The sequence below is a fragment of the Pseudomonas sp. 02C 26 genome (assembly GCF_002843585.1).
GTDB lineage: Bacteria > Pseudomonadota > Gammaproteobacteria > Pseudomonadales > Pseudomonadaceae > Aquipseudomonas > Aquipseudomonas shirazensis.
In genome coordinates this window covers 3548967-3570946 of sequence record NZ_CP025262.1, presented here as the reverse complement: position 1 = coordinate 3570946, position 21980 = coordinate 3548967, and the positions used below count along the sequence as shown (strand labels likewise).

Annotated in this window: 17 protein-coding genes; 8 read left to right on the top strand and 9 right to left on the bottom strand. The window is 61.4% G+C overall.

The genetic code is table 11. The features are described 5' to 3' along the window. Window positions 1-41: 41 nt before the first annotated feature. The 4 genes from CXQ80_RS16300 to CXQ80_RS16285 all read left to right on the top strand — a co-directional run bounded on the left by CXQ80_RS16300 (window position 42) and on the right by CXQ80_RS16285 (window position 2945). Complete coding sequence (locus CXQ80_RS16300) at window positions 42-293, top strand: CrfX protein (RefSeq protein WP_101321323.1); 252 nt, start codon at window positions 42-44, stop codon at window positions 291-293. Between the two features lie 2 nt (window positions 294-295). Next, window positions 296-1120: a mechanosensitive ion channel domain-containing protein gene (locus CXQ80_RS16295; RefSeq protein WP_101321321.1), complete on the top strand. Its 825-nt coding sequence runs from the start codon at window positions 296-298 to the stop codon at window positions 1118-1120. A 113-nt stretch (window positions 1121-1233) separates the two neighbouring features. After that, window positions 1234-1800, top strand: a complete 567-nt coding sequence (gene sigX / locus CXQ80_RS16290; RefSeq protein WP_101321319.1) for an RNA polymerase sigma factor SigX — start codon at window positions 1234-1236, stop codon at window positions 1798-1800. A 110-nt stretch (window positions 1801-1910) separates the two neighbouring features. Then, window positions 1911-2945, top strand: a complete 1035-nt coding sequence (locus tag CXQ80_RS16285) for an OmpA family protein (protein WP_101321317.1) — start codon at window positions 1911-1913, stop codon at window positions 2943-2945. Window positions 2946-3020: 75 nt separating this feature from the next. On the opposite strand, the gene cobA is transcribed toward CXQ80_RS16285, so the two are convergent. The 5 genes from cobA to CXQ80_RS16260 form a co-directional block, all read right to left on the bottom strand. Beyond that, the gene (cobA, locus tag CXQ80_RS16280; RefSeq protein ID WP_101321315.1) at window positions 3021-3770 is read right to left on the bottom strand and encodes a uroporphyrinogen-III C-methyltransferase; all 750 of its coding nucleotides are present in this window, start codon (window positions 3768-3770) and stop codon (window positions 3021-3023) included. A gap of 26 nt (window positions 3771-3796) precedes the next feature. Beyond that, complete coding sequence (locus CXQ80_RS16275) at window positions 3797-5467, bottom strand: bifunctional protein-serine/threonine kinase/phosphatase (protein WP_101321313.1); 1671 nt, start codon at window positions 5465-5467, stop codon at window positions 3797-3799. Window positions 5468-5476: 9 nt separating this feature from the next. Further along, window positions 5477-6688, bottom strand: coding sequence for a NarK/NasA family nitrate transporter (locus CXQ80_RS16270; protein WP_101321311.1), 1212 nt, complete (start codon window positions 6686-6688; stop codon window positions 5477-5479). A 193-nt stretch (window positions 6689-6881) separates the two neighbouring features. Continuing rightward, on the bottom strand, window positions 6882-7457 hold the full coding sequence (locus CXQ80_RS16265) for an ANTAR domain-containing response regulator (RefSeq protein WP_101323076.1): 576 nt from the start codon (window positions 7455-7457) through the stop codon (window positions 6882-6884). Window positions 7458-7468: 11 nt separating this feature from the next. Continuing rightward, window positions 7469-8683 carry a CmpA/NrtA family ABC transporter substrate-binding protein gene (locus CXQ80_RS16260; protein ID WP_101321309.1) on the bottom strand — a complete coding sequence of 405 codons (1215 nt, stop codon included), beginning with the start codon at window positions 8681-8683 and terminating at the stop codon, window positions 7469-7471. A 138-nt stretch (window positions 8684-8821) separates the two neighbouring features. Between CXQ80_RS16260 and CXQ80_RS16255 the strand changes: the two genes are divergently transcribed. Further along, entirely contained in the window at window positions 8822-9847 is a 1026-nt protein-coding gene (locus CXQ80_RS16255) for a quinone-dependent dihydroorotate dehydrogenase (RefSeq protein ID WP_101321307.1), read from the top strand. A 97-nt stretch (window positions 9848-9944) separates the two neighbouring features. On the opposite strand, the gene rmf is transcribed toward CXQ80_RS16255, so the two are convergent. Continuing rightward, on the bottom strand, window positions 9945-10160 hold the full coding sequence (gene rmf, locus CXQ80_RS16250; protein ID WP_101321305.1) for a ribosome modulation factor: 216 nt from the start codon (window positions 10158-10160) through the stop codon (window positions 9945-9947). 546 nt (window positions 10161-10706) lie between these two features. On the opposite strand from rmf, the gene rlmKL reads away from it, so the two are divergent. Both rlmKL and CXQ80_RS16240 read left to right on the top strand, forming a co-directional pair. Continuing rightward, window positions 10707-12908 (top strand): bifunctional 23S rRNA (guanine(2069)-N(7))-methyltransferase RlmK/23S rRNA (guanine(2445)-N(2))-methyltransferase RlmL, encoded by a 2202-nt coding sequence (gene rlmKL / locus CXQ80_RS16245; RefSeq protein WP_101321303.1) that lies wholly within the window; start codon window positions 10707-10709, stop codon window positions 12906-12908. A 101-nt stretch (window positions 12909-13009) separates the two neighbouring features. Continuing rightward, window positions 13010-15367: a diguanylate cyclase gene (locus CXQ80_RS16240; RefSeq protein WP_101321301.1), complete on the top strand. Its 2358-nt coding sequence runs from the start codon at window positions 13010-13012 to the stop codon at window positions 15365-15367. Between the two features lie 65 nt (window positions 15368-15432). On the opposite strand, the gene dacB is transcribed toward CXQ80_RS16240, so the two are convergent. Further along, window positions 15433-16893: a D-alanyl-D-alanine carboxypeptidase/D-alanyl-D-alanine-endopeptidase gene (gene dacB, locus CXQ80_RS16235; RefSeq protein ID WP_101321299.1), complete on the bottom strand. Its 1461-nt coding sequence runs from the start codon at window positions 16891-16893 to the stop codon at window positions 15433-15435. 184 nt (window positions 16894-17077) lie between these two features. Here dacB and CXQ80_RS16230 point away from each other — a divergent pair, with 184 nt between their 5' ends. Then, window positions 17078-17422 (top strand): YggL family protein, encoded by a 345-nt coding sequence (locus tag CXQ80_RS16230; RefSeq protein ID WP_101321297.1) that lies wholly within the window; start codon window positions 17078-17080, stop codon window positions 17420-17422. A gap of 51 nt (window positions 17423-17473) precedes the next feature. Here the strand turns inward: CXQ80_RS16230 and CXQ80_RS16225 are convergent, their stop codons facing one another. Together CXQ80_RS16225 and CXQ80_RS16220 are read right to left on the bottom strand one after the other, a co-directional pair. After that, window positions 17474-21082, bottom strand: coding sequence for a response regulator (locus tag CXQ80_RS16225; RefSeq protein WP_101321295.1), 3609 nt, complete (start codon window positions 21080-21082; stop codon window positions 17474-17476). Beyond that, complete coding sequence (locus CXQ80_RS16220; RefSeq protein ID WP_101321292.1) at window positions 21082-21702, bottom strand: response regulator transcription factor; 621 nt, start codon at window positions 21700-21702, stop codon at window positions 21082-21084. The genes CXQ80_RS16225 and CXQ80_RS16220 overlap by 1 nt, the downstream gene beginning before the upstream one ends. Window positions 21703-21980 lie beyond the last annotated feature (278 nt).

Below are 21980 nucleotides of genomic sequence, written 5' to 3'. Positions count from 1 at the left end.
CCCGGCGCCCTCGTCTTTGACTGACATTACGCGAGGTGCCCATGCACGATCCGTTTGAACAATCCTTGCGTGACCTGCTCAATGCGTCGCCGTCCGGTCAGGACCGAGACGACGCAGCGTGTCTGGGTCGCGTGCTGAAAACCGCCAACCGTCAGGTTGGTGCGGGCGATCTGTTCAGCTTGCTTGGCCGTTGGAGCCAGGCGCTGATGATTGCCGTCAACAATGGCTCGGCGCATGTTGCGCCGGTGCGCCGTAATCCTGCCGCTGGCAGCAAAGCTGATAAGGCTGATTGAATATGGAACTCGATCTCTGGACCCAGAGCCTGGTCACCGCAATGACTGCCCTTTGGACCAAGGTGGCGAACTTCATCCCCAACCTGTTCGGCGCGCTGGTCGTGGTGCTGCTCGGTTTCGTGGTGGCCAAGCTGCTCGATACGCTGTTGTCCAAGCTGCTCGCCAAGTTTGGCCTGGACCGTCTGATGGCCGGTACCGGCATGACCAAGATGCTCAGCCGCGGCGGCATTCAGGTGCCGATATCGACCCTGATCGGCAAGATCGTGTATTGGTTCGTGCTGCTGATCTTCCTCGTCTCTGCGGCTGAGTCACTCGGCCTTGAGCGGGTCTCGGCAACGCTGGACATGCTTGCGCTGTATCTGCCCAAGGTATTTGGCGCGGCCCTGGTGCTGCTGGCCGGGGTCATGCTTGCGCAACTGGTCAATGGCCTGGTCCGCGGCGCCGCGGAAGGCATCGGCCTGGAGTACGCTGCAGGCGTCGGGCGCATCGCTCAAGGCCTGGTGATCATCATTGCGATCTCGGTGGCTATCAGCCAGCTGGAGGTCAAGACCGACCTGCTCAACCACGTAATCGTCATTGGCTTGATTACCGTTGGTCTGGCAATTGCCCTGGCGATGGGCTTGGGCAGCCGCGAAATTGCCGGGCAGATTCTGGCTGGGATTTACGTGCGCGAGCTGTATCAGGTTGGCCAGCAGGTCCGGATTGGAGAGGTTGAAGGCCAGATCGAAGAGATCGGCACGGTGAAGACGACAGTGCTGACCGACGATGGCGAATTGGTGTCGTTGGCCAACCGCAGCTTGCTCGAACAGCGTGTCGATAGCCGCTAACCGGGTAAAAGCTGTTACTGTATGTCGCCGCGAAAAGGCGCCCTGAGGGTGCGTGCGGCGACTTGACCTGACTGTCGGCCAGATTCGTTTTGAATAAAGTTCATTCGCCGCCCATGCGCTATGACCCACACGAACTCACCGACGAGGAGTTGGTGGCGCGTTCGCATGAGGAGCTGTTTCACGTTACCCGGGCGTATGAGGAACTCATGCGCCGGTACCAACGAACCCTGTTCAACGTTTGTGCACGTTATTTGGGGAACGACCGCGACGCTGACGATGTCTGTCAGGAGGTGATGCTGAAAGTGCTGTACGGGTTGAAGAACTTCGAAGGTAAATCCAAGTTCAAGACCTGGCTCTACAGCATCACCTACAACGAGTGCATCACCCAGTACCGCAAGGAGCGACGCAAACGCAGGCTGATGGATGCCTTGAGCCTTGACCCTATAGAAGAGGCGTCAGAGGACAAGGCACCAAAACCTGAAGAAAAGGGCGGCCTGGACAAGTGGCTGGTGCATGTGAACCCGATTGACCGCGAGATCCTGGTGCTGCGTTTTGTCGCAGAGCTGGAATTTCAGGAGATCGCCGATATCATGCACATGGGCTTGAGCGCAACGAAAATGCGCTACAAGCGTGCGCTCGACAAGCTCAGAGAGAAATTTGCTGGCGAGGTTGAAACTTAGTGGCCAGCAAATGTCTCTAAACCACCGGTGAGTTCTGCTAGACTTGCCGTCGAGTTGTCCCCCGGTTTTTGGTGGGACTGCTTATCTATCACACGATGGGGATTTAACGGATGAAATTGAAAAACACTCTGGGCTTGGCCATTGGCTCGCTCGTTGCCGCTGCTTCGTTCGGCGCTCTGGCCCAAGGCACAGGCGCTGTAGAAGTCGAAGGCTTCTACAAGAAAGAATTCTTCGACAGCCAGCGTGACTTCAAGAACGACGGCAACCTGTTCGGCGGCTCGATCGGTTACTTCCTGACCGACGACGTTGAACTGCGTCTGGGCTACGACGAAGTCCACAACGCTCGTGGCGAAGATGGCAAGAACATCAAGGGCTCGAACACCGCCCTGGACGCTCTGTACCACTTCAACAACCCGTACGACGCAATCCGTCCGTACGTGTCGGCTGGTTTCTCCCACCAGTCCATCGGCCAGACCGGCCGTGGTGGTCGTAACCAGTCCACCTTCGCCAACGTTGGCGCTGGTGCCAAGTGGTACATCACCGACATGTTCTACGCTCGTGCTGGCGTTGAAGCTCAGTACAACATCGACCAAGGCGACACCGAGTGGGCGCCAAGCGTTGGTATCGGCCTGAACTTCGGCGGTAGCCCGAAGACTGCTGAAGTCGCTCCAGCTCCAGTTGCTGAAGTGTGCTCCGACAGCGACAACGACGGCGTCTGCGACAACGTCGACAAATGCCCAGACACCCCAGCCAACGTTACCGTTGACGCCGACGGCTGCCCAGCAGTTGCCGAAGTCGTACGTGTTGAGCTGGACGTCAAGTTCGACTTCGACAAGTCGGTTGTCAAGCCTAACAGCTACGGCGACATCAAGAACCTGGCTGACTTCATGAAGCAGTACCCATCGACTACTACCACTGTCGAAGGTCACACTGACTCCGTAGGTCCAGACGCTTACAACCAGAAGCTGTCCGAGCGTCGCGCTAGCGCCGTTAAGCAAGTTCTGACCCAGCAGTACGGCGTAGAATCGAGCCGTGTTGACTCGGTTGGCTACGGCGAAACCCGTCCGGTTGCTGACAACGCCACCGAAGAAGGTCGCGCTGTTAACCGTCGCGTTGAAGCGCAAGTAGAAGCTCAAGCCAAGTAATTGGTCTGAGATTCAGGAAAAACCCGGCCTAGGCCGGGTTTTTCTTTGCCTGTAAAAAAGTCCGCTGTGCCGCGTTCAGGCAGCGCCTACGGCTGCGGTCACCAGCTCGGCCACCGCGCCTTGCCGCGCCACTTCGCCTATCACCAGCACTGCTGGGCTGCGCAGGGCGAAGGCGGTCGCATCCATGGCCATCTCCAGCAGCGTACTGCGGCACTCGCGCTGGCTCGGTAGCGAAGCGTTCTCGATCATGGCGACGGGCGTGTCTGCCGCCATGCCGGCCTTGAGCAAACCCTGTCGAATGTCCCCCAGCCGAGCCACGCCCATGTACACCACCAAGGTGGTGCCGCCCTGAGTCAGGCCTGCCCAGTTCAGCTCGCTGTCATCCTGGGTATGTGCTGTCACCAAGGTCACGCCACGGCTGACCCCGCGCAGGGTGAGGGGGATGCCGCACTGAGTGGCACCGGCCAGTCCAGCGGTGATGCCGTTGACCAACTCCACCTCGATACCGCGCTGCTGCAACCACAGTGCTTCTTCGCCGCCACGGCCAAAGATGCATGGGTCGCCGCCTTTCAGGCGTACCACGCAGCGCCCCTGGCGGGCATGGCGCAACATCAGGCGCTGAATGAACGCTTGCGGCGTCGAGCGACAACCGCCGCGTTTGCCCACGGCAATCACCCGTGCCCCTGGGCAATGCTCAAGCACAGCCGGATTGACCAGGTCATCGATCATCACCACCTGCGCCTCGCGCAAGGCCCGCACCGCTTTCAGCGTTAGCAGTTCAGGGTCGCCGGGGCCGGCACCAACCAACCAGATTTTCGCGTTCATCAGATGTTCCTCATCAAGCAGCGCGCTCAGCCCTTGAACAGGCTGAACAGCAATATCAGGTTGAACAGCAGAGACAGCACGGCAAGCGTCTGCCAGACCTTGAGCGGCTCGCGCTCCAGCAATGGCCGTGGCCGCTCGCTCAGTTCCTGGCGGTCGCCACGTTCGAGCAACAGCAGCCATTGCTCGGCGGTTTCGAAACGTTGCCGGGGATCGGCCGCGACGGCTTGCTCCAGATTGCGTTGCAGCCATTCAGGCAGGTCCGGGCGATAACGGCCGGGGCTGACCACGTGGGTGAAGCGCGGCCGTTGGAAGGCCTCGATTTCACCGTAGGGGTAGTGCCCGGTGAGCAGGTAGTACAGAGTTACACCCGTGGCATAGAGGTCCTGGCGCGCCTGCGGCAGTTGCCCGTCGAACGCCTCCGGGGCAATGAACGACGGCGTACCAGGCAGGTCATGGGGGGCGTCTTCAGACAGCCCTGGGCAATAGGCAAGGCCAAAGTCGAGCAGGCGCAACTGGCCGTCTGTGCCCAGGTGCAGATTCTCGGGCTTGATATCCCGATGCAGCAGGTTGCGCCGGTGCAGCACGCCGACTGCCTGCAGCAGCTGCCGGGCGATTTCCAGCCACTGCGCCAGGGGTAGCGGGCCTTGCACGTTGTACAGGGCGCTGAGGGTCTGGCCCGGGTATTCGCGCATCAGGTAGTACACATGCTGACGGTGATTGGCCGCATGCACCTCAGGGAAGTGCCGACCGGCCACCCGCCGCAGAAACCACTCTTCCTGCAGCAAGCGCTGAGCGGCACCCGGATCTGCTTCGGCGGCGCCGGGCAGGGTCTTGAGCAGCCACGCCTGGCCCTGACTGTCATGCACCCGATACAGCAGCGACTGGCGGCTGCGGGCCAATTGAGCATCGACCTGCCAGCCATCGATGGCTTGCCCGGGGCGCAGCGGCCCGGGCACTGGCCATTGCTGCAGTTGCGCCAGGGTGTCGCTGAAGTTGCTCGGGCCGAGCTGTTCGATCTGCACCAGCACGGCACTGGCGTTGTCCTGGCTACCGGCATGATGGGCGCTGGCGACCAAGATGTCGGCGGCGTCCTGCAGGTCAGGTTGATCTCTGAGGATGGCGGCAATCGCTTGCTCGCCAAGGCAGGCCCAGACACCATCGCTGAGCAGCAGCAGGGTTTCGCCGGCAACCAGCTCACCGTCCAGGTAGTCCACCAACAGATGCTGGTCCAGGCCCAGCGCGCGCTTGAGGACATGCTGCATGCCCGGCTGATCCCAGACATGGTCTTCGCTCAGGCACAGCAAGCGGCCCTGATCCCAGCGATAGGCACGGCAGTCACCGACGTGGGCGAGGGTGAAGCGGCGCCCGCGCAGGACCAGTGCAGTGAGGGTGGTCAGCAGCGGCTGGCCGCTGCCTTGGGCGCGCAGCCAGCGGTTTTGCGCCAGCAGCAGGCGATCCAGCGCCTGCGCGACCGGCCAGGTGGCCGGCGTGGCGTAGTAGTCCAGCGCCAACGCCTGCAGGCTGGCTCGCGCGGCCAGGCCGCCATCGGCGCACTGACTGACGCCGTCGGCCAGTGCGACCAGATAGCCTTTGCTCGCTGCCAATTCCGGCGCCGGTGTCACCAGGCGCAGAGCGTCCTGGTTTTCGCTGCGCGGACCGGTGGCGCTGGCTTGGGCAAAGCGCAATTGCAGGCTCATGGGTTTGCCCTATACCCGCGCTGCGGTAACCGCAGCCGAGCCCCAGGTGGTGCGCCAGCGTAGTTTGACCCCATGCAGGCCAAACCAGGCCAGCAGGCCCAGGCTTGCGAACAGCCACAGACCCAGCTGGTAGTCACCGGTGTGCTGCTTGATCATGCCCAGCCCTGCGGCCAGGAGGAAGCCACCGATGCCGCCGGCCATGCCGATCAAGCCAGTCATTACCCCGATTTCCTGGCGGAAGCGCTGCGGCACCAGCTGAAACACTGCGCCATTGCCGGCGCCCAGGCCAAGCATGGCGCTGACGAAAAGAGCCAGCGCAGCCGTGGCGCTAGGCAGGTTGAAGCCGACCGCGGCGATACATACCGCAGCTACGCCATACATGCCGAGCAGGGTGCGGATGCCGCCAAAGCGGTCGGCCAGAGCGCCGCCCAGCGGGCGCATCATGCTGCCGCCAAACACGCAGGCCGCGGTGTAGTAGCCGGCAGTGATCGGGTTCAGGCCATATTGGTCGCTGAAGTAGCCCGGCAGGGCGCTGGCCAAGCCAATGAAGCCGCCAAAGGTGACGCTGTAGAAGAACATGAACCACCAGCTATCGCGATCACCCAGCGCCTTGAAGTAGTCGGCCATGGCTTTGCGTTTTGGTCGTTGCGGCGCGTTGCGGGCCAGCAAGGCAAACACCAGCAGGGTCAGCAGCAGCGGGATCAGGGCGAAGCCGAACACGTTGTTCCAGCCATAGGCTGCGGCCAGGGCCGGCGCCAGCAGCGCCGCGAAGACGGTGCCGGAGTTGCCGGCGCCAGCGATGCCCATCGCTTTGCCCTGATGCTGCGGCGGGTACCACTGCGAGGCCAGCGGCAGTGACACGGCGAACGAAGCGCCGGCAAATCCGAGAAAAACTCCCAGCAGCAAGGCTTGTTCGTAGCTGTGCACGCCCCAGTGCCAGGCGCAGGCCAACGCCACGATCACCACCACCTGGCCCATCAGTCCAGCGGTTTTGGGCGACAGACGATCGACCAGCAGACCCATGCCAAAGCGTAGCAGGGCGCCGGCCAGGATGGGCGTGGCGACCATCAGGCCGCGCTCTTGTGGGGTCAACTGCAGGTCGGTGGCAATCTGCACCGCCATCGGGCCGAGCAGGTACCAGACCATGAAACTCAGGTCGAAATACAGGAATGCAGCAAACAGGGTAGGCACATGCCCGGATTTCCAGAAGCTCGTATTCATCGAACACCTCACGCGGCTTGCAACGGTTGTCATGCCCAGGCTGTGCTGGGCTGGAACGAAAAAGACGCCGCTACCCGATCCATCTTGATGGAGGGGTGAGCGACGTCTTTGTCGGAAACTGTGGCAACCGCCGTTGGCTACCTGTAGTGATTGCAGAGCAAAAGCCGGGCCAACCCCTTGGGAGGCAACCGTTTCAGCCGAGCAACTCGTGCATGGCGATGATCTGCTCCGCCACCTGGATGAGCTTCTGCTGCTTGCTCATGGCCTGGCGGCGCATGAGGGTGTAGGCCTGCTCTTCATTGCAGTCCTTCATCTTCATCAGCAAGCCCTTGGCATGCTCCACACGCTTGCGCTCGGCCAGTTGCTGGTCGCGCGCCAACAGCTGGGCCTTGAGCGCCTGGTCGCTCTCGAAGCGGGCCATCGCTACATCCAGAATCGGCTGCAGGCGGCTGCTCTGAATGCCCTCGACGATGTAGGCACTGACCCCGGCGTGGATCGCTTGGCGCATCACATCCGGGTCGTGTTCGTCGGTGAACAGGACAATCGGCCGTGGCAGATCGCGGCTGACCAGCACCACCTGCTCCATGACATCACGCCCCGGTGACTCGGTATCGATCAAGACCACGTCCGGGCGCACCGTTTCGACGCAGGCAGGCAGGTCGATGGTGAGGCCCGTGGCCTCGATGACCTCGAAGCCGGCTTCGATCAGTGCCAGCTTGAGCCGGCCGACTTTTTTCTCTGTGTCGTCGATCAACAGGATCCGTAGCATGTTCAGCCCCTTCACCGAGCGAGATGGGCGCTAGGCGCCGGTGTCATGGCGTGCAGGTGAAAACTGCGGGCGTAGCCATGCGGGTCGCTGCCATCCCAGCGGATGCCGTCGATCAACAGGCTGCTGCGCATTGCTGATACGTCGCCTGGCAAGCCGAGCTCAGCGGCAGCAGCGCGGTACAGGGCTAGCTGCTGCACCTGGTTGGCGACCTCCAGGTAGTCGGGGTCTTCGCGCAGCAAACCCCAGCGGCGGAACTGGGTCATGAACCACATGCCATCGGACAGGTAGGGCTGGTTGGCCCGGCCTTGGTCATGAAAGCGCAGTGCGTGGGGGTCCTGCCAGTGATTGCCCAGCCCGTCCTGATAGTCGCCGAGCAGGCGCGGTTCAATCGTCGCCACTGCAGTATCCAGGTAGGCACTGCCGCTCAGTAGATGAGCCGTGCTACGGCGATTCTCCTGGCTCTGCTCGATGAACTGGCTGGCGGCCAATATCGCCTTGACCAGTGCGCGGGCGCTGTTGGGGTACAGCTCGACAAACGCTCGCGCGCAGCCAAGGACCTTTTCCGGGTGGTTCGGCCAGATCGACTGGCTGGTGGCGAGGGTGAAGCCCTGGCCCTCGGCCACCGCCTGGGCTGACCACGGTTCGCCGACGCAGAAGCCATCGATGCGACCGGCCTGTACATGGGCGACCATTTGCGCGGGCGGCACCACGACGCTGGCGACGTCGTGCAGCGGATGAATACCTTGGCTGGCCAGCCAGTAATACAGCCACATGGCGTGGGTGCCGGTAGGAAATGTCTGGGCAAAGGTCAGCTTCGCCCCTGATTGGTGCACCAGTTTTGCCAGTGCTTCAGGGCTGGTCACGCCTTTGCGCTGCAGGGCGGGTGACAGGTTGATGGCCTGGGCGTTCTGGTTCAGGCCCATCAGCACGGCCATATCGCGGCGGGCGCTGCCGCCGATGCCTAGGTGCACGGCGTAGATCAGGCCATACAGGCAATGCCCTGCATCCAGCTCGCCACTGACCAGCTTGTCACGCATGCCGGCCCAGGAGGCCTGGCGCTTGAGGTTGAGGGTCAGGCCTTGCTGCTGGGCGAAGCCCTGAGTGGCGGCAACCACTACCGAAGCGCAGTCGGTAAGGGCCATGAAACCGATATCGAGGCTGGGTTTTTCCGGCGCGTCACTACCGTTGACCCAGGCCAGAGGTGTTGCGTGGGGAGCTGTATTCACAAAAATCCTCGCCTGTACCGAATAGGCTGTGCCTGCTGTTGAAGCAAGGCATATGCCAGACGGTCAGCAAAGGCCTGTCGCGCCAGCGGCGTGCTGGCTATAATCGCCCCCTCACTCATCCCCGAGTATTGTCCGCCCATGTATAACCTGGCCCGCCAGCTGCTGTTCAAGCTTTCTCCGGAAACCTCCCACGACCTGTCCCTGGACCTGATTGGTGCCGGTGGCCGGCTGGGGCTCAATGGCCTGCTGTGCAAGCAGCCGGCGCCATCTCCAGTGACGGTGATGGGCTTGAACTTCGCCAACCCGGTCGGGCTGGCGGCGGGTCTGGACAAGAACGGCGCGGCCATCGATGGCTTTGCCCAGCTGGGCTTCGGCTTTGTCGAAATCGGTACCGTGACGCCACGCCCGCAGCCGGGCAACCCCAAGCCGCGGCTGTTTCGTCTGCCTGAGGCAACGGCGATCATCAATCGCATGGGCTTCAACAACCTGGGCGTCGATCACCTGCTGGAGCGGGTGCGTGCCTCGCGCTTCGATGGCGTGCTGGGGATCAACATCGGCAAGAACTTCGACACGCCGGTCGAGCGCGCGGTCGACGATTACCTGATTGGCCTGGAGAAGGTCTACAACGACGCCAGCTACATCACCGTCAATGTCAGCTCGCCGAATACCCCGGGCCTGCGCTCGCTGCAGTTCGGTGACTCGCTCAAGCAGTTGCTGGATGCACTTGCGGTGCGCCGCGAGCAGCTTGCCACTGAGTATGCCAAGCGTGTGCCGCTGGCGATCAAGATTGCCCCGGACATGACCGACGAAGAAACCGCGCTGGTAGCTGCGGCGCTGCTGGAGTCGGGCATGGATGCAGTGATCGCAACCAACACCACGCTGTCCCGTGAAGGCGTCGAGAGCCTGCCGTATGGCGCTGAAGCCGGTGGCCTGTCGGGTGCGCCAGTGCTGGCCAAGAGTACCCATACGGTCAAGGTGCTGGCAGGGGAGTTGGCCGGGCGGATGCCGATCATCGCCGCAGGTGGGATCACCGAAGGCCGTCACGCAGCTGAGAAAATCGCTGCCGGTGCCAGCCTGGTACAGATCTATTCGGGCTTCATCTACAAGGGCCCGGCGCTGATTCGCGAAGCAGTCGATGCCATTGCAGCAATGCCACGGGGCTGATCAGCGGGCATAAAAAAGGGCCCCTTTGAGGGGCCCCTGGGCCGCAGCCCGCCGCCCGGATGGGGCGTGCATGGTGACTCGAATTCAGATTCCTTGATCAGCCAACGGCGTGATTTTCGTTGAGTCTATGAATGCCAGCAGTGCCGGTCATGCCGTCCCAGTTATCTCCGCGACCCTCGCGCCAGCCGTTTATCCAGGCCTGACGTACAGATGCTAGGGTGAAGGGGCAAAGTTCGCGAGATTTGCCGGTGACCCCATACTGGTAGCCACGTGAATATGCTCTTTCCAACGGATCACGCTTAAGTCTTCTCATAGGGTGTTGCCCTCACTTGTTGACTGTAATGTCCCGTCGGCCTCACAGAGGCCGGGCAGAATCTTTCTGCCGGTTTGCGCTCGCTGCCGGCGTGGCGAGCTTGAAGTGCCGTTTCGTTGCGAAGCGGCCTGTGGTCAGTTCTAACCAATGAAAGTCACAGTGTGAATGATCGTTTTGTCATAAGGACGTAACGTTTCTGTAGGTGAAGTGATAAGTAAATAAATGCGACTCAACCTTGTTTGGGCAAATGTCCGCTGTGATCGGGGTTTAGCCGCACTGGCCGCTATTTGGCCAGCGTCGTCAAAAAACGGCTGAATTAATTTGAAATGCGACGAAGGGTCGCTTTAATGACCTGGCGCAAGAATTTTTCGTACTGCTCGACGATCAAAGGCTGCTTTCACCCTTGGGTGCATGCACAATTGTCGGGCGGCCAGGCCTTCGCGAATCACGCAAGGCCACCCGAGCGCCTGAAAAGGGCGCTCGGGAAAACCCTGACGGACGATGCGTCGTCCCGTCACTCAAATAGCCATAGGCACTGGATTACTCATGTCGGACCGTTTCGAACTTTACCTCACCTGCCCCAAGGGCCTAGAAGGCCTGCTCGCCGATGAGGCCCGAGGCCTCGGCCTTGAGGACGTGCGTGAGCACACCTCGGCCATTCGTGGCGAGGCCGACATGGAAACCGCCTACCGCTTGTGCCTGTGGTCCCGCTTGGGCAACCGCGTACTGCTGGTGCTCAAACGTTTTGCGATGAAAAATGCCGATGACCTCTACGACGGCGTCAATGCCGTCGAATGGCAGGATCATCTGCTCGCCGATGGCTCGCTGGCCGTGGAGTTCAGCGGGCATGGCTCGGGCATCGACAACACCCACTTTGGTGCGCTGAAGGTCAAGGACGCCATCGTCGACAAGCTGCGCGACAAAGACGGCCTGCGCCCGTCGGTCGACAAGCTGAATCCGGACATGCGTGTGCACCTGCGCCTGGATCGTGGTGAAGCGATCCTCTCGCTCGACCTCTCTGGGCACAGCCTGCACCAGCGCGGCTATCGTTTGCAGCAGGGCGCCGCGCCGCTTAAGGAAAACCTCGCCGCAGCGGTGCTGATTCGTTCCGGCTGGCCGCGCATTGCTGCCGAAGGCGGCGCGCTGGCTGACCCGATGTGCGGTGTCGGTACCTTCCTCGTCGAGGCCGCGATGATCGCCGCCGATATTGCGCCCAACCTCAAGCGCGAGCGTTGGGGCTTCAGCGCCTGGCTTGGCCACGTGCCGGCGTTGTGGCGCAAGGTTCATGACGAAGCAACCCAGCGCGCCGAAGCCGGCCTGGCCAAGCCGCCGCTGTGGATTCGCGGTTACGAAGCCGACCCACGGCTGATTCAGCCGGGCCGCAACAACGTCGAACGGGCCGGCCTGAGCGACTGGATCAAGATCTACCAGGGTGAGGTCGGCACGTTTGAACCGCGTCCGGACCAGAACCAGAAAGGTCTGGTCATCAGCAACCCGCCTTACGGCGAGCGTCTGGGCGATGAGGCCAGCTTGCTCTACCTCTACCAGAACCTGGGCGAGCGTCTGCGCCAGGCGTGTCTGGGCTGGGAGGCGGCGGTATTCACCGGCGCGCCTGAACTGGGCAAGCGTATGGGTGTGCGCAGCCACAAACAGTACGCGTTCTGGAACGGCGCGTTGCCGTGCAAACTGCTGCTGTTCAAGATCCAGCCTGATCAGTTCGTCACGGGTGTCTCCGGCGAGCGTCGTTCTGTCGAGGCCCAGGAAGCTGACAGCGATCGCCCGGTGGCAGTCGTCAACGAGCCGGCACGCCTTTCTGAAGGTGCGCAGATGTTTGCCAACCGCTTGCAGAAGAACCTCAAGCAGATGGGCAAGTGGGCCCGCCGCGAACAGATCGACTGCTACCGCCTGTATGACGCCGACATGCCCGAATACGCTGTGGCGATCGACCTCTACCAGGATTGGGTGCACGTACAAGAGTACGCCGCCCCGCGTACCATCGATCCAGAAAAGGCCCAAGGGCGTCTGCTCGATGTGCTTGCAGCGATCCCGCAGGCACTGGGCATCGATCAGCAGCGTATTGTGCTCAAGCGCCGTCAGCGCCAGAGCGGTACTCGCCAGTATGAGCGTCAAGCGACTGAAGGGCGTTTCCAGGAAGTCAGCGAAGGCGGCGTCAAGTTGCTGGTCAACCTGACCGATTATCTCGACACCGGGCTGTTCCTCGATCACCGTCCGATGCGCATGCGCATCCAGCGCGAGGCGGCCGGCAAGCGTTTCCTCAACCTGTTCTGCTACACCGCCACGGCGACTGTGCATGCGGCCAAGGGCGGCGCACGCGAGACCACCAGCGTCGACCTGTCCAAGACCTACCTGGACTGGGCGCGGCGCAACCTCTCGCTCAATGGCTACTCCGATCGCCATCGCCTGGAGCAGGGTGACGTCATGGCCTGGCTGGAGAGCTGCCGCGAGAGCTACGACCTGATCTTCATCGACCCGCCGACGTTCTCCAATTCCAAGCGCATGGAAGGGGTGTTCGACGTGCAGCGCGACCACGTGCAGTTGCTTGACCTGGCCCTGGCCCGGTTGGCGCCTGGCGGTGTGCTGTATTTCTCCAACAACTTCCGCAAGTTCCAGCTCGACGAGAGCGTGAGCGCGCGGTATGTCGTGGAAGAAATAAGCGCGCAGACGGTTGATCCGGACTTTGCTCGCAACAGCAAGATCCACCGTGCCTGGCGCTTGCAGCTGCGCTGAAGTGGTACTGGGTAATGTCGGAGTTGCGCCGCTAATGGCCAATAGCTATAAATAGTCAGGGTTGAACAATTCGCAGGACGCTGACGTGACGAGATCGCTCTATGTCGAAGGTGCGTGCGAATGTGTTTGGCCTGCTCTATCAGGCATTACCGGCCTGGGCGTTGGCGCTGCTGGCGGTAATCAGCGGCGCTTTGTTCACGGCGGCGCTGACGACCGCCGCGTACAGCTTCTCCAAACAGCAACTGCGCCAGCGCTTCGAGCTGCTGGCCGCAGACCGCTACAGCCGTATTGCCGAACGCCTGGCAGACCAGCAACAGCGCCTGGATAGCCTGCGGCGCTTTTTCAGTTATTCCGATAACGTCACCGCAGGCGAATTTCAGGGCTACGTCAAACCGCTGTTGCAGCGCACTTTGGCCTACGCCTGGGCGCCCGCCGTTGCCACCGCCAGGTGGGGGGCGAGTGCCGAACTGGCTGTCCACAATGCGTCCCCTGATGCTGGCGGCCAGGCGCAGGTACAGCCCTTGGCATTACGCGGCCACGCCTACCCCATACGCTTTGTGCAAACTTCCAATCTGCCTGGGCTGCCTTCTGGCCTGGAGCTGTTCAACCTGAGGCGCGTGCAAAGCACTTTGGTGCGCGCGACTACCCCAGGCAGCATGGCGGTGTCCGCGCCATGGCAGTTGCCAGAGCAGCCTGCGGCGATAGTGCTGATGATGCTTGCTCCAGTCTTCGCCAATGTTGCAGGCGACGGTATACCCAGTGGCTATGTGATTGTCCTGCTCGACTTGCAGCGCTTGGTCAGCGAGGGCGTGTCAGCTGCAACGGACGACGACCTGGTGGTGCGCATCAGCGATGGCAGCGGGCAAAACCTGCTGTACCAGTCGCTCAACCCGGCAGCGCCGCTGGCAATGGCCAGTGCCCGTCAACTGCAGCTGGCTGGTTATCCCTATCAGATGCTGATTCGTCCCAGCCAAAGCTTCGTGCACGCCAATCGTTCATCGTTGGTGCCGGCGGTCGCGCTACTTGGGGCGCTGCTGAGCGTGCTGCTCGGCGCTTTGCTGTACAGCGTGCTCGGCCAGCGCCAGCGCGCATTGAAGCTGGTCGAGCAGCGCACGGCCGAATTGCGCATCAGTGAGCAGTCCCTCAGGGGCACCCATAACCAACTGCGCAGCGTGCTCGATGCGGCAACTCAGGTGGCGATTATCGCCACTGACCTCAAGGGCCGGATCATCACCTTCAATGCTGGCGCCGAGCGCATGCTGGGTTATGCCGCCAGCGAAGTGGTCGGCCGGCTTGATCTGCCCGCGCTGATTCAGGCCGACGAGTTGCACCAGCGCGCCCAGGCCCTGAGCCAGCAGCACGGCCGCGACATCAGCTGCGCTCAGGCAATCTTTGCCGATGCGGCGCAGGCCGCGGACAACCAGCCTGGCGAATGGACCCTGCAACGTAGCGATGGCAGCCAGCTGCTGGCGACCATGCTGGTCAGCCCGGTGCTCGATGAGCACGGCCGTTGGGTCGGCTACCTGGCAATCTGCATTGATGTCACTGAACGGCGCCGCGTGCATGAGGCACTGGCGGTGCGTGATCGGCTGCTGGAGAAGCTCAGTGCCGAAGTGCCTGGAGGCATCTATCAGTACCGTCTGGATGCGTCTGGACATACATGTTTTCCCTACGCCAGCCAGGGCTTGTTCGACATCTACGAGATCGATCTGCATCAGCTGCGTGAGGATGCGGCGCCGATTACCGAGCGGATTCATCCTGATGACCTGGAGCGGGTGCTGCGCTCGATCCGTTACTCGGCAGAGCACCTTGCCCCGTGGCGCGAAGAGTATCGGGTGATTCTGCCGCAGGCCGGTTTGCGCTGGGTGCGCGGTGAGGCCACGCCTGAACTGGGCGAGGCGGGATGCACCTTGTGGCATGGCTATCTGACCGATGTTTCCGAGCCCAAGCGGGTCGAGCACGAGCTGCGGGCGCTATCGATTACCGACGTGTTGACCGGTATTCACAACCGCCGCTACTTCCAGGAGCGGCTGAAGATCGAGCTTGATCGCGCAGCGCGTGATGGCCTGGAGCTGGCGGTGATCATGCTCGATGTCGATCACTTCAAGCGCATCAACGATGAGCATGGGCATGCGGTAGGTGACGATGTTCTGCGCAGCCTGTGCCAGCACATCAGCCATCGTCTGCGCCGTACGGACGTGTTCTGCCGGCTCGGCGGCGAGGAGTTCATGGTGCTGTGCCCAGGTAGCGATATCGCGCAGGCGCGCACCCTGGCGCTGGAGCTGTGGCAGGGGGTACGCAGTCTGGTGATCAACGGGGTCGGCAAGGTCACGGCAAGCTTCGGCGTGGCTGCCTGGCACCCGGGGGAGGGCGCCGATGCGCTGCTGCTGCGCGCCGATGCCGGGGTGTACGCAGCCAAGCAGGGTGGCCGCGACCGAGTTGAAGTAGTGCAGCCTTAAGTCGGCCTGATCTGCCTGCCGAGCAGCGCCGCGGCGGCTGGCACGCGCTGCTCAGACTGCTTGGTTCAGAGCCCCGATGCGGCGGTGCCAGTGTTCAGCTTCGGCTGGCGATACAGCTCAAGCAGCACCTGATCAAGCACTTGTGACGCACCCCATGGCTTGGGATCATTCAGGATCGCCGCCACTGCCCAGGTGTGGCCGTTGCTGTCGCGGCTGAAGCCGGCGATTGCGCGCACGGTATTCAAAGTGCCGGTCTTGATATGCGCCTGGCCGGTCATGGCAGTGCGTTTAAGGCGCTTGCGCATGGTCCCGTCCATGCCCACCAGCGGCATCGAGCTGATGAATTCAGCCGCGTAAGGGCTGTTCCAGGCCGCCTGCAGCAGGGTGGCCATTTCACGTGTGCTGACACGTTCAGCGCGGGACAGGCCAGAGCCGTTCTCCATCACCAGGTGCGGTGAGGTGATACCTTTTTTCGCCATCCACTGACGCACGACCCGTTGTGCGGCGCGCGCGTCATCGCCGTCGGCATCGGTACGGAACTGCGCGCCCAGGCTCAGGAACAGCTGCTGAGCCATGGTGTTGTTGCTGTATTTGTTGATGTCGCGGATCACCTCGACCAGGTCGGGCGAGAATGCCCGCGCCAGTACTCGGGCGCTTTTCGGCACGTTCTCGATGCGATCGCCACCCTGGATGGTGCCGCCCAGTTCGTTCCAGATTGCGCGAACGGCACCTGCCGCGTAGGCGGGGTGGTCGAGCAGGGCCAGATAGGTCTGCGAGTTGCAGCCTTCGCCCAATTGGCCGCTGACCACTACGGTGACACCGTCTGGTCTGACCTGCGGGTTATAGCGGACCTCACCGGCGCACTGCTTGGAGGCGACAGCCTTGACCTGATTGTCGATGCGGATGCTGGCAATCGGCGGTTCGACTGCAATCATGACCTTGCCGCCGTCATTGCGAGCAACGAAACGCAGCGCCTTGAGGTTGACCAGCAACGAGTCTGGCTTGACCAGAAACGGCTTGTTGGTGTCGCCGCCGTCATCGTCGAAGTGGGGCAGGTTGGGCTGCACGAAGTGGCTGCGGTCCAGCACCAGGTCACCGGTGACGGTGCGCACGCCGTTGGCGCGCAGGTCACGCATCAGCAGCCAGAGCTTTTCCATGTTCAGTTTGGGATCGCCGCCACCCTTGAGGTACAGGTTGCCGTTGAGCACGCCATTGCTCAGGGTGCCATCGGTGTAGAACTCGGTTTTCCATTGAAAGGTCGGGCCAAGCAGCTCGAGGGCGGCGTAGGTGGTAACCAGTTTCATGGTTGAGGCCGGGTTGACCGACACATCGGCGTTGAACACCGTTGCCGTACCGGGGCCATCGAGGGGCAGCATGACCAGCGACAGGGCGTTGTCCTGCAATTTGTTGGTCTTGAGAGCCTGTTGCACCTTGGGCGGCAAGGTGGTGTTGACGGCGGCCTGAGTGGGCATGGCCAGAGGCAGCATCAGGCCGGCGAGCAGCAGTGGGCGGAGCGCTTTGATCATAAGTAGGAAAACCCTGCGGGCGAGGGGGAAATAACGGGGCTGTAAAAGATGGTGGCCCCAGATCGAAATATAGCGGGCATTATGCCCCAAGCGCGTCCTGTATGTGCCGGGTTCGACACAAAAGCGCCGCTGCGCCCCGGAAACTGGTAAAGTGCCGCCCGTAATTACTTAAGAGGATTGTTTCATGGCTACCAACCGTTCCCGCCGTCTGCGCAAAAAACTCTGCGTAGATGAATTCCAGGAGCTGGGCTTCGAACTGAACCTTGGTTTCAAGGAAGACCTGTCTGAAGAAGCCATCGATGCCTTCCTCGACGCTTTCCTGGTAGAAGCCATGGACGCCAACGGCCTGGACTACGTCGGCGGCGATGACTTCGGTCTGGTCTGCCTGGCCGAGCGTGGCTCGGTCAGCGAAGAGCAGCGTGCTGCTGTCGAAGCGTGGCTCAAGGGCCGTAACGAGCTGACCGAAGTCAAAGTCAGCCCGCTGCTCGACGCCTGGTATCCGGAAAAGCCGATCAACTCGGCTTCCTGATCCAGCCTGGCGGGCGCTGTCGGCGCGCCGCCATGCCAAAGCCCTGAACGCTCAGCCCAGCTGACGGCTCAGGGCTTTTTCAGTTCTGCGCATGTGCCTTGCCAAGGCCTGCCGCTTCAGCTTCAACTCGTGCAGCGTCAGTTCGCCACTGGCGAGCAGCTCGCACACCTCCATCATTGCCTGAGCATCCAGCATCCGTGCGGCGCTGAGGATTTTGTGTGCCTGCTCGACGATGGCCAGGGCCTGCTGCTCTGGATCAAGGCTCATCAGCAATGTGCAGTCATCCTTCAGGCTCTGCTGCAACAGCTGCAGAAAACGCTGTTGATCTGCCGGGTCGTCGCCAGCAACCCTCCTCACACTGGCGACGTCGAACGCCGTTCGGCGGGGCTGTAGCGCCGCGGATTCGGGTAATGGAGTGACGTTGGCGAGGTGCTCACTCAGCGTACGCAGGCTTATCGGCTTGAGCAGGCAGTCGTTCATGCCCGCATCCAGGCAGCGCTGGCGAACTTCGGGTTGGGCATTGGCGGTGTAGCCAAAAATGACGCAGGGTGGCCGGTTGCTGGCGCGCTCTTCAGCGCGGATGGCTCGCGTCACCTGATAGCCGTTCATGTGGGGCATGTTGCAGTCGAGCAGCAGCACATCGAACGTAGCGCTGTACCAACATTGCAAGGCTTCATTGCCATCCCGCGCACTGGTGTGGCGCAGCCCCATGAAATTCAACTGCTGCGCCATCAGCATCAAGTTGGCGGGGTGGTCGTCGATGACCAGTACGCGCAAGTCGGGATTGAGCGCGTCGACCTGGCGTATCGCCGCCTCGGCTGCCACCGGCGCACCGGCTGGGCAGACCGGCATGCTCAGGCGGACCTGGGTGCCTACCCCCTGCAAACTGCGCAGGGTCAGTGTGCCACCCATCATTTGGCACAGGGTGCGGCTGATGGTCAGGCCCAACCCGGTGCCGCAGCGTGCGCCGTCGCTCTGGGTGTTGGCCTGCACGAAGGGACTGAACAGCCCTTGTATTTCGTGCTCGGGAATGCCGATGCCGCTGTCGCGCACCTCAAGTTCCAGTTGGGTGGTTGGCGCAGAAACTGACCGGTGCAGCTGTGCGTGTACGCGGACCTGGCCAATGTCGGTGAACTTGATCGCATTGCTGAGCAGATTGCTCAGTACCTGCTTGAAACGCAGTGGGTCGAGCAGTACGTGACGTTGTGCGCTCGGCTCGATCTGGACTTCCAGTGCCAGGCCCTTTTCACGTGCCTGGCCTTCAAATACCCGCGCTACGGATTTGATCAAAGCAGCCAGCTCGACCGATTCTGGCGCCAGGCTCATGTGCCCGGATTCAATCCGCACGATATCCAGAATATCTCCGATCAGGCCCAGCAGGTCGGTAGCGGAATGGTAGGCGACTTCCAGTGCCGGTTTGTCCACGCGGCCTTGATCGGCGTGCCTGACGGCGAGTTCGAGCATGCCGATGACTGCGTTCATCGGCGTGCGAATTTCATGGCTGATGGTTGCCAGAAAGGTGCTCTTGGCACGGTTGGCATCATCGGCCTGCTGTTTTGCCAGGCGCAGCTCCTGCACCAGCTGGCGGCGCTCGCTGATATCGATCCAGCCGCCAATGATGCCCTGCACTTCACCCAACGAGTCACGATAGGGCAGGACCCAGTGGTACACCGTCAGTTCGCGATTTTTCAGGCGGAGCTGGCGATCAAGGATCAACGGCTCGCCGGCGGCCATGACCTGCTGATAGTCGGCTTCGATCTGATGCGTACAGGCATGCTGGCTGCCCAGGCTCTCTTCCAGGCGTTTGCCAATGACGTCTTGCGCACAGGCGTCCATCGCCTTCAGGTAACTGTCGTTGCAGCTTTGCAACTTGCCATCACGACCCCGCACAAACAGCGGATGAGGAGTGCCATTGAGCATCACCTGCATGAATTCGAGTTGGTCGTTGAGGGCTCGTTCGACGCGTTGGCGATGGCGAATCTGGCGGCGCAGATGCGCGTTCCAGACCAGCGCCAGCAACAGTAAAGAGCCGATCCCCACTGCAATCTGCAGAGCCAGATGCCGCAGGTTCCGCCAATAGGCATCGTCTTGCGCATTGAGGCCGCTCCAGCGGTTGTAGATCACGCCAAATTCTTCTGGAGAGATACTCAACAAGGCCTTGTCGAGGATAGCTGCCAGCGGCTGCGCATTGCTGGCATTCGCCATCGCGAAGCTGGCGGGCTCGATGCCCACCGTATTGCGAATCACCAGATCCGGGTCGCTGGCCAGCGCATGATTGGCATCGATCAGCGTGCTGACAGCGCCGTCGACGGCACTGCTGCTGAGCAGCGCCAGGGAGTAGTACGGGCTTTCGGTCTGGATAGCCATGACATCCGGGTACTGCTGGGCAAGCAGTTGCGCTGCTGCGCTGCCACGTGTGACGGCAACCCGTTTGCCGTTGAGTTGCTCGAATGAGCTGGCCGTTTCGTTGTGTCGGGTGACCAGCACCAGCGAGCTTTCCAGATAGGGCCGAGTCACCAGCAGTTGCGGGTTGTGCTGCTCTTGCATCGGCAGTGCTGCAATGACATCGGCGCGACCATCGGCAATCCGCGCGAGCATGTCGTCAACACTGCCCGCACGCTGAATCTCGAAATGCAGACCTGTGCGCAGCCGGAGCATTTCCAGCAGGTCGGCGGTAATGCCGCGGAACTGACCGGCCGCGTCGAAGTAGGACACCGGGGCCGCCGTTTCGTCGATGACTACCCGCAACAATGGACGCTGCCTTAGCCACTGTTCTTCTGCTGGGCTTAGCTGCAGCTTGCGCTCGCTCAGCAGAATGTCGCTACCGGCGCTCCAGCGTTTGAGAATGTTGCTTTGCACCACCACTGGCTGAGCTTGCAGCGCGAGGTTGATCAACCCTCTGAGCATCGATGCGTCGCGGCGCATGGCGAAGCTGAAGCCAATGGCCTCATGTTGGCCAAAATTGGCCATACGCAGGCGCGGCAGATGGCCCTGATTGAGTTGAAAGTAGGTGGAAATGGTATCGCCGATGAAGACGTCGGCCTGCCCAAATGCAACCGCATTGAGTGCCTGGGTCGACGAGCCGAACGTCAGCAGTGAAGCGTTGGGGTAGGTCTCGCGTACCTCCTTGGGCGGCAGGTAGTGATACAGCATGCTCAGGCGCATGCCATTGAGGCCGTTGTTCAACGGGCGCGCCTCGTCCTCGCGAGTCACCAGCACGGGTTGGTCGACCGCATACGGGACCGACAGCCCCAGCCCTTGCGCAGCGGCTTCGAACCCGTTCGCGCTGCCCAACAGGTCAATCCGCCCTTGCTTGAGCGCCTCGACGGCATCCAGGCGATTGTCGAAACGCAATACTTTCACCGGCAGCCCGAGCGCGCTGCTGATCACCGCAGCGTACTCGGCGGTAATGCCCTGGTAGTCACGGCCACCGCTGGTGATATCGAACGGGGGGTAATCGGGGAAAGAGGTGCCTAGCGTCAGTTGCTGCTTTGTCTCAAGCCAGTTGCGCTGCTCGGCGCTGAGCTGTGGGCGGCTTGGTTGTGCTGACGTACGTTTGAGCAAGGTCAGTGTCGTAGGCTCCTGCTCCGCCGCCACCGACAAGCCGGTGGCGGCCAGGACAAGGCACAAACAGGTCAAGTAATGCCGCACTCGCAGCATCACACCAGCGCGTTCCGTTTGGCCACGTCAATCAGGTCGACCAAAGTACTTACCCGTAGTTTTTGCATCAGACGTTTTTTGTAGGTGCTCACTGTCTTGTTACTGAGAAACATGCCTGAAGCGATTTCCTTGTTGCTTCGACCCTGGGCAAAAAGTTGCAGCACCATCAGTTCTCGATCATTGACCTGTCGGAATAGACCTAATTCCGATCTGCTGCTTTCTGTCTCACCCTGCAGGACTTGGCTGGGGAAATAGTTGTAGCCAGCAAGTACTGCCTTGATTGCACTGATGAGTTCGCTCAAGTCTTCCTGCTTGCAGACATAGCCCGATGCGCCCGAATGCATGCAGCGAATGGCGAACAGCGCGGGTGACTGGGCAGTTAGTACCAGCACCTTCATGGGCAGGGCCATGCTCTGGAAACGCGCCAGCACTTCGAGCCCATCCAGTCGCGGGATAGCGATGTCAAGGATGACCAGGTTGGGGCGTGCCTCGCGAATCAGCTGCATCGCGTCGACGCCGTTGTCAGACTCGCCGACGATCTTGTAACCCTGGTTTTCCAGTAGCATGCGTACGGCCAAGCGAATAACCGGATGGTCGTCGACAATAAATACGGATTGCATAGTTAACATTCCATTGGGACAGATGGCGTGAACAGAGCGCACCTTAACCCAGATGGGCGGCAGGAAGCAGGCAACAAGCGTTTGTCAGTCGTATATGGGAAATGGACTACAGTAAGAGACTACATAGTCGATGATTCTTGAGACGAGATGTTTATATGTAGCAAGAAATTAGTAACTTGGTGTGAGTGGCTGTTAGTTGGGGTTGGTTAATCGATAGGCGTGAGATTGGTTCATCTATCTACACTGCTAACCTTCGCATAGTCGGGGCCGCACAGCGG

What these genes read in the sequence shown, in the direction of transcription:
- sigX (WP_101321319.1), top strand. Translation starts at nt 1,234, where the DNA reads ATGCGCTATGACCCACACGAACTCACCGACGAGGAGTTGGTGGCGCGT.
- rlmKL (WP_101321303.1), top strand. Translation starts at nt 10,707, where the DNA reads ATGTCGGACCGTTTCGAACTTTACCTCACCTGCCCCAAGGGCCTAGAA.
- CXQ80_RS16255 (WP_101321307.1), top strand. Translation starts at nt 8,822, where the DNA reads ATGTATAACCTGGCCCGCCAGCTGCTGTTCAAGCTTTCTCCGGAAACC.
- CXQ80_RS16225 (WP_101321295.1), bottom strand. Translation starts at nt 21,082, where the DNA reads ATGCTGCGAGTGCGGCATTACTTGACCTGTTTGTGCCTTGTCCTGGCC.
- rmf (WP_101321305.1), bottom strand. Translation starts at nt 10,160, where the DNA reads ATGAGAAGACTTAAGCGTGATCCGTTGGAAAGAGCATATTCACGTGGC.
- CXQ80_RS16300 (WP_101321323.1), top strand. Translation starts at nt 42, where the DNA reads ATGCACGATCCGTTTGAACAATCCTTGCGTGACCTGCTCAATGCGTCG.
- CXQ80_RS16230 (WP_101321297.1), top strand. Translation starts at nt 17,078, where the DNA reads ATGGCTACCAACCGTTCCCGCCGTCTGCGCAAAAAACTCTGCGTAGAT.
- cobA (WP_101321315.1), bottom strand. Translation starts at nt 3,770, where the DNA reads ATGAACGCGAAAATCTGGTTGGTTGGTGCCGGCCCCGGCGACCCTGAA.
- CXQ80_RS16220 (WP_101321292.1), bottom strand. Translation starts at nt 21,702, where the DNA reads ATGCAATCCGTATTTATTGTCGACGACCATCCGGTTATTCGCTTGGCC.
- CXQ80_RS16275 (WP_101321313.1), bottom strand. Translation starts at nt 5,467, where the DNA reads ATGAGCCTGCAATTGCGCTTTGCCCAAGCCAGCGCCACCGGTCCGCGC.
- CXQ80_RS16265 (WP_101323076.1), bottom strand. Translation starts at nt 7,457, where the DNA reads ATGCTACGGATCCTGTTGATCGACGACACAGAGAAAAAAGTCGGCCGG.
- CXQ80_RS16295 (WP_101321321.1), top strand. Translation starts at nt 296, where the DNA reads ATGGAACTCGATCTCTGGACCCAGAGCCTGGTCACCGCAATGACTGCC.
- CXQ80_RS16270 (WP_101321311.1), bottom strand. Translation starts at nt 6,688, where the DNA reads ATGAATACGAGCTTCTGGAAATCCGGGCATGTGCCTACCCTGTTTGCT.
- dacB (WP_101321299.1), bottom strand. Translation starts at nt 16,893, where the DNA reads ATGATCAAAGCGCTCCGCCCACTGCTGCTCGCCGGCCTGATGCTGCCT.
- CXQ80_RS16240 (WP_101321301.1), top strand. Translation starts at nt 13,010, where the DNA reads ATGTCGAAGGTGCGTGCGAATGTGTTTGGCCTGCTCTATCAGGCATTA.
- CXQ80_RS16285 (WP_101321317.1), top strand. Translation starts at nt 1,911, where the DNA reads ATGAAATTGAAAAACACTCTGGGCTTGGCCATTGGCTCGCTCGTTGCC.